The sequence below is a fragment of the Massilia sp. 9096 genome (assembly GCF_000745265.1).
Lineage (GTDB): Bacteria > Pseudomonadota > Gammaproteobacteria > Burkholderiales > Burkholderiaceae_D > Telluria.
This window is the reverse complement of the sequence record NZ_JQNN01000001.1, coordinates 3108530-3120811: the sequence shown is the minus strand read 5'-3', so window position 1 is coordinate 3120811 and position 12282 is coordinate 3108530. Positions and strand designations below refer to the sequence as shown.

Genomic DNA, 12282 nt, shown 5'->3' with positions numbered 1-12282 from the left:
TTGGTAACACACGGTTACCGAAGTCCGAAGATACCCCATGAAGCTCAGCCAGAAAATCGCCGCCGCGCTCGCACTCTGCGCAGCCGCGGCGCTCGCTCCCCCATCCACCTTTGCCCAACCCGTTTCCGCGGCCATCCACACGCTGGCGGCGCAGGCCGCGCAGGCGCCCGCATCGATCGCGGGACCCTACGACGAGCGTGGCTGGCTCGAACGGTTCTACGCGCCGCGCAAGTATGCGCCCGCGTGGAACGCCTCGACCGCCGGCGCCGCCTTGTGGGTGCTGCGCCAGGCCGCGCTGCAGGGACTCGATCCGCTCGACTACGGCGCCGATGCGCTGCAGCGCCAGCTCGATGCCGCCGAAGGCGCCACGGCCCGTTTCGACGCGCGTTTCGACGTGGCCCTGACGGCGGCGATGCTGCGCTACCTGGCCGACCTGCGCGTCGGCCGCGTGCGCTCCGAATACCATACGCGCGCGTTCGATCCGCGCCTGAAACAGTACGATCCGGTCGAGCGCCTGCGCAGCGGCCTGGCCGGCGGCAAGCTGCGCGCCGCGGTGCAGGCGGCCGAGCCCAGGCTGCAGCAGTACGCGCGCGCCAAGGCGGCGCTGGCGCAGTACCGCCTGCTGGCCAAGCAGCCGTATCCGGCGCTGCCGCGCCCGCCCGCCAAGGTCACGTCCGGCGGCAGCTACCCGGCGGCGCAGGCGCTGTTCGAGCGCCTGGTGCTGCTGGGCGATCTGCCGGCCGACACGCCGGCGCCGGGCGAGGGCGTCTATAGCGATCAGCTGGAACAGGGCGTGCGCCACTTCCAGGCGCGCCACGGCATCGACGAAGACGGCGTGCTGGGGCGCGGCACCGTCGACGCGCTCAACGTCACCCCAGGCCAGCGCGTGCGCCAGCTGGAGCTGACGCTCGAGCGCCTGCGCTGGCTGCCGGATTTCGGCCCGGGGCCGATGATCCTGGTCGACCTGCCGGCCTACCGCCTGTGGGCGATGCAGAACGGCGGTAATGAAGACCCGCTGGAGATGCGCGTCGTGGTCGGCGCCTCGGTCAAGACCGAAACGCCGCTGTTCGTCGGCCAGATGCGCTACCTCGAGTTCAACCCGTACTGGAACGTACCGCGCAGCATCCTGGAGAAGGAACTGCTGCCCAAGCTGGCGCACAATCCGAACTACCTGGCGCAGAACGAGATGGAGACGGTGCCGGCCAACGCCAGCATGGCCGACTTGAAGGCCGGGCGCGCGCGCGTGCGCCAGCGCCCGGGCGCGAAGAACGCGCTGGGGCCGATCAAGTTCGCGATGCCCAATCCGATGGACATCTACCTGCACTCGACCTCGGCCCAGGGCGCCTTCCAGCGCACCCGACGCGACCTGTCGCACGGCTGCATCCGGGTCGAGCATCCGGCCGCGCTGGCCCAGTTCGTCCTGGACGGCCAGCGCAAGTGGGACGCCGACGCCATCCAGGGCGCGCTGCAGCCGGGGCCGACCCGCCACGTCGACCTGACCCGCACGGTGCCGGTGGTGATTTTCTACGCCACCGCGATCATCGACAGCGACGACAGCACGCGTTTTGCGCCCGACATCTACGGCCTGGATACCAAGCTGGAGCAGGAATTGGCTGCGCGCCACGGCCGCCTGAGCGGAGCCGCCGGCGCGCGCCCGACCGAAGTGGCGGATGCCAGCCGCAGCGGGCCCGCACTTCGAAAGTCGCGGCCGGCAAGCCGTCGCACCAGCGCTGCTACGTGAGGCATCGCTTCGTCGGCGACGGGTTGGTGTCTTTGTTGAGTGGTGCGGGTAAGGGACGTTAATAGATCCTTTTGTTGCTAATAATGCAACTAATGTATACACTGAGCCGTTTCGGCAGTCTGCTATCGGCCAATTGCCGTCGTTCGTGACTTCTGAGTGGTTTGACGTCACTATGCCATGCGGCAGCTTCATGCGAAGAGGCCTGTCTACCCTAACGTTTCCAAGAGATACCAATGGCATTAGGTCTGGATTTTTCTGTGCTCTTCAACAAGAGTCCTGCTGCCTGCATGGCAATGGATACAGACTTCACGATCGTTGCCGTGACGGACGCTCATCTTGAGGCTACCGGCGCCTTACGTGAAGACATCGTCGGTCGTAACATTTTTGATGCTTTCCCTGAAAATCCTGACCAGATTGATGGCGACGGTGCATCCAACGTGCAGGCATCGATGCTGCGCGTGCTACAGACTCGGCAGCCCGACGTCATGCGGATCCAGCGATACGATGTGCCGATCCAAGGCCGACCTGAAGCTGGTTTTGTTGTGCGCTACTGGAAGCCGATGCATTATCCTATCCTCAACAGCGTTGGAGAGGTTTCCTACATCATTCAGCACGTTGAAAATGTTACGCAGGCGATGACTGACAGCGCAAATGTCGACCGGATGCAGTTCGAGCTTTCGGCTCAAACGCAGCAAATCAACAGCCTTCATTACATCGCCAACCTGTTCGAGCAGGCACCGGGGTTCATGGCAATGTTGACTGGGCCCGAGCACCGAGTTACGTTCGTCAACAGTGGTTATATGAAGCTTATTGGTCATCGCGACAGCGTCGGCAGAACCATCGCCGAAAGCCTGCCAGAAGCGGTCGGCCAAGGTTATGTCGCGTTGCTCGACCAAGTGTATGCCAGTGGCAACGCTTATGTCGCTAATGGCGCAAAATATACGACCCAGTCCGCGCCTGGAGGCCCACTCAACGAGCGCTATGTCGACTTCGTTTACCAGCCGATCCGAGATCCCGACGGTACAGTCATGGGGATCATGGTACAGGGCGTAGACGTGACCGAACGAGTGCTCAGCGATGAACGCCGCAACGCCCTGATCAGACTTACGGACACACTGCGCGATCTTAGGACGCCTGAGGAAATCATATTCCAGGCCTCTGTCATTCTTGGCGAAGCATTGGGCGTCAGCCGGGTTGGCTACGGCACCATTGATCCAGTGGCTGAAACGCTCACGGTGGCACGCGACTGGAACGCGCCGGGTGTCGGGTCGCTAGCAGGCACACTGAATCTGCGCGACTATGGCTCCTTCATCGATGACCTGAAGCTGGGCAAGTTTATAGCCATTGAAGACGTCGAGCACGATTCCCGTACTAGCGAAACAGCGAGGGCACTCAAGGAACGGAGTGCTGGTTCCTTCGTCAATGTGCCGGTCATGGAAAACGGTGGCCTTGTCGCAGTCGTTTTCGTCAACAACGCGCTTGCACGTAAATGGCTAGCCGAAGACTTGGCTTTGATCAAAGAAATCGCCGAGCGTGCTAGGACTGCCAGTGAACGCCTGCGCAGCGAGATCGCAGTACGTTTTAGGGAGGCACAATTTCGTACTATCACGGAAGTAATGCCTCAAATGGTCTGGTCGACCCGGCCGGATGGCTTCTGCGATTATTTCAACGACCAGTGGTACCGCTTCACCGGCATGCCTCATGGCTCGGCCGACGGCGACGGCTGGAGTGCCATGTTCCACCCAGACGACCAGCCGCTGGCCTGGGGAAAATGGCGTCATTCGCTGCGCACCGGCGCAAGCTATGAGATCGAATATCGGATGATTCACCACAGTGGCGAATACCGCTGGGTGTTGGGACGTGCGCTCCCGGTACGCGGTGATAACGGCGAAATCGTGCGCTGGATGGGCACTTGCACCGATATCCATGCCCAAAAAATGGCGGAAGACGCACTGCGCCGCGAGAACCTGCGCAAGGACGAATTTTTGGCTATGTTAGCCCATGAGCTACGCAACCCACTAGCTCCCATCAGCAGCGCAGCGCAGTTGATTAAACTTCCTGGGGCGGATTCTAAGCGAATTGCGCAAGCCGGCGACATTATTGCGCGCCAAGTCAAGCACATGGCCACCATCGTCGACGACCTACTTGACGTGTCGAGGGTAACACGCGGCTTGGTGAAGATCGAGCAGATCAGCCTCGACCTAAAAAGTGTCGTGAACAGTGCGATCGAACAAGCTCAGCCCTTGATCCAAGCACGTCGCCACGAACTGTTATTGAAAATCACGGCACAGCGCACAGTAGTACGGGGAGATCGCACCCGCCTGATCCAAGCGGTGTCGAACGTGCTCAACAACGCAGTCAAATACACGCCGCTGAACGGCCGAATTGCACTCGGACTCGACGTGATAGACGGACAGACGCGCATCAGCATTGCCGACAATGGAATGGGAATGGAGCCAACACTATTGCCTTTGGTGTTCGACATGTTCACACAGGCCGAGCGGACTCCAGACCGGGCGCAGGGTGGCTTGGGTCTTGGTCTAGCTTTGGTCAGGAGCATCGTAGACCTGCATGGCGGCTGTATTCAGGCCGCCAGCGAAGGAGTAGGAAAGGGAAGTACCTTCACAATAACGCTGCCGTTACTAGCCGCAGAGGACGAAAGCCAGGGCTGCGCACAGACTCTTGGGCCTGAGGACAGTGGAGTCGGTCTGCGCGTGTTGATCGTCGACGACAATCAAGATGCTGGTGCTCTGCTAGGTTACATGCTTGAAACCGCCGGACACGTCATACACGTACACGAAGACGCTGCAAGCGCGCTACAAGCAGCACAGGAGTTCGATGTCGACGTATTCATACTTGACATCGGATTACCAGACATGGATGGGTATGAACTAGCGGGCCGCCTGCGTTCCGACGCACGCACCGCAGGTGCCACCCTGATTGCACTGACCGGCTATGGCCAGCCGCAGGACCGCGAGTTATCAAACGCTGCAGGCTTCGACCACCACTTGGTAAAACCGGCTGACCAAGAAGAATTGCTACGTATACTTTCTCGTGAGGTGCCAAGAGTCCTATAGATACTGTTGAGCCCATGATCATGGTGCTATGGTGGATCTGCGGATGTGGTAGGTTCGCTTTGGGTCGGAAGCAGACGTAACCATGGGTCCGCAACCGGCCAGAAACGGTGGCTCAGAAACTTCAGCAACATTGAGTTAGGGCTGTATGTACCGTATTCGCCGCTTTACAGCGGTACTGATATGCGCCACAAGTGTACTGTTGTTGGGACTCCCACTTGCTCTGTATTCGCTGGGCTTGAGTGGAGTTGACGGCCGTCCTCAAAAGCCGCTACAACTCGCGTCAGCCGAGCAGAAGGCGGCTGTCTGGGAGCGTGCACGCGGCGTGGGCACGCCCAACGTGGAACCAGATGATCCATATTCCTATGCGGCCAGCGTGTTTTCCTCACGAGGACGACCCATGCCCCCCGGCCAACTCGTTACCTGGTGGGTTGCTCGCGAGTACCTCGTAAGCCACAAGCAATACCAAGGGATGGGCTGGTGGCATTTGTCCGGAGCGGCACTTGCAATCTGGTTGTCGCGCAACTGGACGAGTGACGAAATCTTGTCTGCGGCGGCGCAGTTGCGACAGTGCGCTTAGGGTCGGTAGCAGATGTTTGTGACACTCGGCGAGAAAATTTCAATCATTCCAAAAATTTGCGATCGAAAGTCGCACAAATTCGTGTGCAAGCGGTTGTTTTTTCTTGGGCCGATCTATGGGTTCTGAGATCCTACAGCGGGCCGCTCTCCTGGCCTTGCCGCCAGTGCCGGCACCGGCGCCGTCCGCTGCGCGCCGCTGCGCGGAATCCTGCGGCCGGCTTCGATACCCTGGTTGAACAGGTTTTCCAGCGGCGTGGCGAGGTAGGGCAGCGTGATGCTGATCACCAGGAAGCCGGCGCCGAGCGTGATCGGAAAGCCGATGCCGAACAGATTCAATTGCGGCGCGGCGCGCGTCAGGATCGCCAGCGCGATGTTGGTCACCAGCAGCGCGGCCACGATCGGCAGCGAGAGCTGCAGGCCGCTGGAAAAGATCTTGCCGCCCCAGCGCACCATTTCCAGCGGCGCGGTGAGCGCCATCGGGGTGCCCGAGATCGGCAGCGTGAAGAAGCTCTCGACCAGCGCCTCGATCAGCACCAGGTGCGCGTTCATCGCCAGGAAGGCGAGCGTGGACACCAGCGCCAGGAACTGGCTGATCGCCGAGGTGCGCCCGGCCGAGGATGGATCGAAAAAGCTGGCGAAGGAAAAGCCCATGGTCGAGCTGGCGATCTCGCCGCCGAACTCGATCGCGGCGAACACCAGGCGCATCGAAAAGCCCATCGCCGCGCCGATCAGCATCTCCTGGCCGCACACCAGCAGCCCCGCCCACGAGGTCGGATCGACGGTCGGCACCGGCGGGATGATGGGCGCGACGATGGCGGCCAGCGTCACGCCCAGGGTCAGCTTGATCAGCGTCGGCACACCGGTGTTGCCGAACACCGGCGCCGCGGTGATCAGCCCGAGGATGCGCGTGAGAGGCCACAGCAGGCCGAAGATCCAGGCGTTGAGCTGGACGGTGGTGAACGAGATCACGCTGTCTTGAACATCGATGCGCGGCCGGCCGCGGGGTCAGCCGATCAGGCCCGGGATACCGCTGAAGACGCTGCGCATGTAGTCGGTCATCACGGTGATCATCCAGGGGCCGGCCACGACCAGCGCGACGAAAATGCCGACCAGCTTGGGGATGAAGGACAGGGTCTGTTCGTTGATCTGGGTGGCGGCCTGGAAGATGCTGACGACCAAGCCGATGATCAGCGCCACCAGCAGCAGCGGCGCCGAGACCATCAGCGTGACTTCCATGGCCGTGCGGCCCATTGCGATGACGCTTTCCGGGGTCATGGCATCACCTCAATAAAAACTCTGGGACAGGGATCCCAGCAGCAGCTGCCAGCCGTCGACCAGCACGAACAGCATCAGCTTGAACGGCAGCGAGATCACGGCCGGCGACATCATCATCATGCCCATCGACATCAGCACCGACGCCACCACCATGTCGATGATCAGGAACGGAATGAAGATCGCGAAGCCGATCTGGAACGCGGTCTTGAGTTCGCTGGTGATGAAGGCCGGTATCAGGACGCGCAGCGGCACGTCTTCCGGACCCTGCAGCGCGGGCGTGCGCGAGATCTTCACGAACAGCGCCAGGTCGGACTGGCGCGTCTGCTTGAGCATGAAGCCCTTGAGCGGCGCGGCCGCCTTGTCCATCGCCTCGCCCATCTGGATCGTGTTGTTCTGCAGCGGCGCGTAGGCTTCGTTGTAGATGCGATCGAAAGTCGGACCCATCACGAACAGCGTCAGGAACAGCGCCAGGCCGACCATCACCTGGTTGGGCGGCGCGGTCTGGGTGCCGAGCGCCTGGCGCAGCAGCGACAGCACGATGATGATGCGGGTAAAACTCGTCATCATCAGGAGCGCGGCCGGGATGAAGGTCAGCGCCGTCATCAACAGGAAGGTCTGCACCGGCAGCGAATAGGCGGTGCCGCCCCCCGGGGCCGGGCTGGTGGTGAAGGCGGGGATGGCCGGGGCGGCCCATGCCGCCAGCGGCAGGGCCAGGGCGCCCGCCGCCAGCAGGAGAGTCTTTTTGCGCATCGTTGACCGCATCATTTCCGTTTATCGAGGGTCTGCTTGAGCCAGTCGCCGAAGTTGGCGGCGGCCGGGGCCGGCGTCGACAGGGCCGCCGTCGGTTCGACGCCTTCCTGCCTGGGCATCGTGGCCAGGCCGTTGACGCGGCCGGGCGAGGCGCCGACCACGATCCACTGGTTGCCGACTTCGACCACCAGCAGGCGCTCGCGCCCGCCCAGGTTGAGCGAACCGACGATCTTGACGTTGGCGTTGGCGCCGCTCGCCTTGGGACCGTAGCGCTTGAGGAACCAGGCCAGCGCGCCCAGTGCGGCCAGCACGACGATCATCGCGAACAGGGTCTGCAGCAGGCTGCCGGTGGGCGAGCCGGACGGCATGACGACCGGCGCGGTGGCGGCGGGTGCGGCCGGGGCGGCGACAGCCGGCGCGGCGGGGCCGCCGGGCTGCCGGGCGCCACTGCCGGTGCGGCGGCTGCGTCAGGGGCAGCGGCTGCGTCAGGGACGGCGCTGGACGCGGCCGGATTCGGCGCGGCCACGTCGGGCGCACCGGCTGCGCTGCTCACGCCGACGCGCGCGTTCGGGGCGCGCACCGGATTCGCGGCCGGGGCGGAGGCGCTGGACGGCGCAGCCGACGGGGCGGCGGCCGGAGCAGCAACCGGAGCAGCAACCGAGGCCTGCGCATGCTGCGCGGCCGTATCGCCTTGTCCGCCTTGCGCGCCCGCGGATGACGGCGTCTGCGCGCAGGCGCTCAGGTGCAAGGCCAATACCAACAGCGCCAGCGGCGCCTGCAGGAACGACGGGCGCCGCATCATTTGTTGAGCTTGCGGATGCGCTCCGACGGCGTGATGATGTCGGTGAGGCGGATGCCGAACTTGTCGTTCACGACCACCACCTCGCCCTGGGCGATCAGGCAGCCGTTGACCAGCACGTCCATCGGCTCGCCGGCCAGGCCGTCCAGCTCGACCACCGAGCCCTGCGCCAGCTGCAGCAGGTTCTTGATGGCGATCTTGGTGCGGCCCAGTTCCACCGTCAGCTGCACCGGGATATCGAGGATGAAGTCGATATCGTTGGGCGTGTCGGGGCGGGTGCCCTTGTTCGAAAAATCCTTGAAGACGGCGGCGGTGGCCGTCTGCTGCTGGGTCGCCAGCGCGGCGGCTTCGGCGGCCGCCTGCTCGGCGATCGCCGCGCCCCAATCGTCGTCGAGGCCGGCCTGATCGTCTTGGGTATCGGACATGGTTTCTCTCTCCTGTATTGCTCGTCAGCCCGGGCGCTTCATGCGCCGGCGCCGTCTTTGTTGAAGGTGTCGCTGTTGGCGAGCAGCTTTTCGACTTTCAGCGCGTACTGGCCGTTGTGCACGCCGTAGCTGCAGTCCATCACCGGCACGCTGTCGACGGTGGCCTGGATGTGTTCCGGCACCGAGATCGGGATCACGTCGCCGATCTTCATGTTGAGGATCTCGTCGAAGTTCGCCTTGCCGTGGCCGAGCACGGCCACCAGCTCCACCTCCGCCACCTGGATCTGCTGGGTCAGCAGGCGGATCCAGCGCTTGTCCACTTCCAGCGCCTCGCCCTGCAGGCTGGAGGTCAGGGTATCGCGGATCGGCTCGATCGTCGAGTAGGGCATGCAGAAGTGGATCTGGCCCGACACCGAGCCCAGCTCGACGGTGAAAGTGCACGATACCACGACTTCGTTCGGGGTGGCGATGTTGGCGAACTGGGTGTTCATCTCCGAACGGATGTACTCGAACTCGATCGGATACACCGGCTCCCACGACTTGCCGTAGGCTTCGAAGATGATGTCGAGGATGCGCAGGATGATGCGCTGCTCGGTCTGGGTAAAGTCGCGGCCCTCGACGCGCGTGTGGAAGCGCCCGTCGCCGCCGAACAGGTTGTCGACCAGCAGGAACACCAGGTTCGGATCCAGCACCATCAGTGCGGTGCCGCGCAGGGGCTTCATGTGGATCAGGTTCAGGTTGGTCGGGACCACCAGGTTACGGATGAATTCGCTGTACTTCGAGACCCGCACCGAGCCGACCGAGACCTCGGCGCTGCGGCGCAGGAAGTTGAACAGCCCGACCCGCAGATACCTGGCGAAGCGCTCGTTGATGATCTCGAGCGTCGGCATGCGGCCGCGGACGATCCGCTCCTGCGTCGCCAGGTTATAGGTGCGGACTCCCGAGGTGTCTTCAGGCGCCGCGACGTCGTCCTGATCGCCGTTGACCCCTTTGAGAAGGGCATCGACTTCTTCCTGTGAGAGAAAATTATCGGCCATGCTGCTTTACCGGTTGATGAGGCTGTTTCCGTGTGACGGATGCTTACTGGATGATAAACGAAGTGAACAGCACGTCCGAGACTTCCTGCTCGTCGTCGTGCTTGTTGAACGGTTCCTTGACCACGGCCAGGATCTCGCCGGCCAGCTGCTGCTTGCCTTCGACGGTGTTGATCTCGGACGCCTTCTTGCCCGACAGGAGCAGCAGCACGCGGCTGCGCACCTTGGCCATGTTGTTCTTGATGAGTTCGGCCTGCTCGGCGCCGTCGACCTGCAGCGTGAACGCCACCTGCAGGTACTGGTCGCCGTTTTCCGGCTGCAGGTTCACGGTGAAGGGCTCGATCGCCAGGTACTCGGGCGGCGCTTCCTTGTCCTTCTTCTTTTTCTTGCTGCTCGATTCGTGGCTCTTCTTGGCCGGCTCGGCGCCGGCATCGTCGCTGCCGTGCATGAAATACCAGCCGGCGCCACCGCCCAGGCCGAGCACGACCACGGCCGCGCCGACGATCATCATCAACTTGCTTTTGCCGCCTGCGGCTGGTGCTGCTGCGTCCGCTTTCGGGTCAGCTTTCATCTTGGGATTCGCTTTCAAAATACTTCGGTTCTGCGCTCAAGGCTCGTCGATCGAGCCATCATTATGTCATTATCGGGAAAAAGTGAGCAGCGGCAACGTTTGAAAAGAGGGAGGAACAACGGCTATCTCGTTGTTTCTTGAAGTAAACGATAGCAGGCGACCAACAGTGGGGCTCGGGCGCCCGCGTCAAGGACAGGCCGGCGCCGTTGCAGCGCCGGCCGGGTGAATCAGGCGAAGATGTCGACCATGCCGCTCTCGCCCAGCGGTATGCTGCGCGTGACCACGCGCGGCGCCGCGTCCGTGCCGTCCGCGCTGTCCACGCCCGCGATCCCGCGCGCGCGTCCGCTATTGCGCCCGCCGCGCGGCGAGCCGTCCTGCTGGCGCGCCTGGCCCCCATCCTGGGTGCCGGCGTTGACGGTCGCATTGCCCAGCGCGATGCCGCTCTCGCTCATCATCTCGCGCAGGCGCGGCAGGGCGTTCTCGAGCGCCTGACGCACTTCCTGCTGGTTCGACGAGAAGGTCACGCTGGCCTGGTCGTTCGAGACCGACAGCACGACCTGCATCGGACCCAGGTCCGGCGGGTTCAGCGTCAGCGAGGCGGTCTGCTCCTCGCTGCCGACCATGTAGACGACCTTCTGGCCGACCTGGTTTTCCCAGGCCTCGGTGCCGACCTGGGCGCTGAGCTGGTCGGCCGCTGCCACGGACTGGGCGGCGTCGAAGGCGGCCGGCTGGGCCGCCTGCAACGCGCCCGCGAGCGGGGTTGCGGCCGGGGCGGCCTGCTCGGCGGCGGCGCGCGCCTGCTGCAGGCTGAGCGCGGCGGCGTCCAGCGAGACGTTCGGATCGGCCTTGAGCAGGGTGGTCGAGACCTTGCCGGGCACATCGCCGCCCGCCGTCTTGTCGGCCGCGAGCGCAGTCGCCTTGTCGTCGGTCCCGAGCGCGGCGCCGGCGGCGGCCAGGGCCGGGTTCTTGATCGTGGCGGCGCTGAAGGTCTTGCCGTCGGCCGCAGCCGCGCCGGCGCCGTCCTTGCTGCTCGCCTTGATCGCCGCTTGCAGGGCGCTGAGCTGGCCGGCGTCGAAGCGCTTGCCCTTGCCCGCGTTGCCGCTCAGGTTGTCGAATGCCTGGGCCGCACCGGTGGGCGTGGCGGGAGCCTGTTTCGCGCCCGGCTGCAGGCTGGCGAGCAGGGCCAGCATGGCGCTGGCCGGGTCGGCCGGCGCCTGGGCATCGGCCTTGCCGGCGTCGTCATCGCCGTCCTTGGCGTCGGCATCCTTGGCGCCGTCGGCGGAGGCGGTCTTGTCCTGGCCGGCTTGCGGCGCGGGCGCGGGGTCCGGCTGGGCGGGCTGCTCGGCCTGGACCGGCTTGGCGCTGTCCGGCTTGGGCGCGGGCGCGGGCGCCTGGGCGACAGGCGCCTGCGGCGCGGCCGGCGCCTGGGCCAGCTGGCTGTTCAGCAGCGCGCTGAACTGGCCGCCGTCGGTGGCGCTGGCGATGTTGGCGCCATTCGCGGTGCCATTACGCTGGAGCACATTGTTGGGGCTCAGGGCGGGATTCAGGTTGGTGGTTTGCATGTCGTGCGATCGGTGAGTACTGCCTGTCAGCGCTGGGCGCGCGCGGTGCGCGCGGCGTGGTCGTCCATCATCTTCTGGTCGCGCTTGTTCTCGGCGTGCAGGGCTTCCTGCGCGGCGCGTTCGTTCAGGGTGCGGTAGGACAGGCGCTTGCGCTCGCTCTCCTGCCAGGCTTTCTTTTCGAAGTCGGCCTTGTTCCTGGCGTGCTTGAGGACGTCGCGCTGGCCGTTCAGCGCGACGTCCAGCTTGCCGATGAAGGCGACGAAATTCTGGTAGGCGAACGGCGTGATGCCGGCCACCTGGGCCGCGTCGAGCTTGCGTACGTAGTCGTCGCGGTAGCCTTCCAGCATCTGCAGCTTCTGTTCGCCGTCCTCGACCGCCTTGAGCGCGGCGCCGAGCCGCTTGGCGGCGGCGTCGGAAGCGCACTGGGCGAGGTCGATCAGGGTGTCGAGGGCGGAGGGATGGGCCATGGTGA

11 protein-coding genes are annotated in these 12282 nt (G+C 64.2%); 2 read left to right on the top strand and 9 right to left on the bottom strand.

What is annotated here, in order from left to right; translation table 11 throughout:
- Nucleotides 1-37 precede the first annotated feature (37 nt).
- Both FA90_RS13370 and FA90_RS25035 read left to right on the top strand, forming a co-directional pair.
- The gene (locus FA90_RS13370; RefSeq protein ID WP_051971774.1) at nt 38-1741 is read left to right on the top strand and encodes a murein L,D-transpeptidase; all 1704 of its coding nucleotides are present in this window, start codon (nt 38-40) and stop codon (nt 1739-1741) included.
- 233 nt (nt 1742-1974) lie between these two features.
- Nucleotides 1975-4818 carry a PAS domain-containing protein gene (locus FA90_RS25035; protein WP_081933843.1) on the top strand — a complete coding sequence of 948 codons (2844 nt, stop codon included), beginning with the start codon at nt 1975-1977 and terminating at the stop codon, nt 4816-4818.
- A 690-nt stretch (nt 4819-5508) separates the two neighbouring features.
- Here the strand turns inward: FA90_RS25035 and fliR are convergent.
- From fliR to fliJ, 9 genes are all read right to left on the bottom strand, one after another.
- Entirely contained in the window at nt 5509-6363 is an 855-nt protein-coding gene (gene fliR, locus FA90_RS13360) for a flagellar biosynthetic protein FliR (protein WP_036169458.1), read from the bottom strand.
- A gap of 36 nt (nt 6364-6399) precedes the next feature.
- The gene (gene fliQ / locus FA90_RS13355) at nt 6400-6669 is read right to left on the bottom strand and encodes a flagellar biosynthesis protein FliQ (protein WP_036169456.1); all 270 of its coding nucleotides are present in this window, start codon (nt 6667-6669) and stop codon (nt 6400-6402) included.
- Between the two features lie 9 nt (nt 6670-6678).
- Nucleotides 6679-7419, bottom strand: coding sequence for a flagellar type III secretion system pore protein FliP (fliP, locus tag FA90_RS13350; protein WP_051971772.1), 741 nt, complete (start codon nt 7417-7419; stop codon nt 6679-6681).
- A gap of 11 nt (nt 7420-7430) precedes the next feature.
- The gene (gene fliO, locus FA90_RS27290; protein WP_036169452.1) at nt 7431-7787 is read right to left on the bottom strand and encodes a flagellar biosynthetic protein FliO; all 357 of its coding nucleotides are present in this window, start codon (nt 7785-7787) and stop codon (nt 7431-7433) included.
- 430 nt (nt 7788-8217) lie between these two features.
- On the bottom strand, nt 8218-8643 hold the full coding sequence (fliN, locus tag FA90_RS13340) for a flagellar motor switch protein FliN (protein ID WP_036169450.1): 426 nt from the start codon (nt 8641-8643) through the stop codon (nt 8218-8220).
- A 38-nt stretch (nt 8644-8681) separates the two neighbouring features.
- The gene (gene fliM / locus FA90_RS13335; RefSeq protein ID WP_036169448.1) at nt 8682-9680 is read right to left on the bottom strand and encodes a flagellar motor switch protein FliM; all 999 of its coding nucleotides are present in this window, start codon (nt 9678-9680) and stop codon (nt 8682-8684) included.
- Nucleotides 9681-9723: 43 nt separating this feature from the next.
- The gene (fliL, locus tag FA90_RS13330) at nt 9724-10248 is read right to left on the bottom strand and encodes a flagellar basal body-associated protein FliL (protein WP_036169445.1); all 525 of its coding nucleotides are present in this window, start codon (nt 10246-10248) and stop codon (nt 9724-9726) included.
- Nucleotides 10249-10475: 227 nt separating this feature from the next.
- Nucleotides 10476-11810, bottom strand: coding sequence for a flagellar hook-length control protein FliK (locus FA90_RS13325; protein WP_036169442.1), 1335 nt, complete (start codon nt 11808-11810; stop codon nt 10476-10478).
- 26 nt (nt 11811-11836) lie between these two features.
- Nucleotides 11837-12277 (bottom strand): flagellar export protein FliJ, encoded by a 441-nt coding sequence (gene fliJ / locus FA90_RS13320; protein ID WP_036169439.1) that lies wholly within the window; start codon nt 12275-12277, stop codon nt 11837-11839.
- Nucleotides 12278-12282 lie beyond the last annotated feature (5 nt).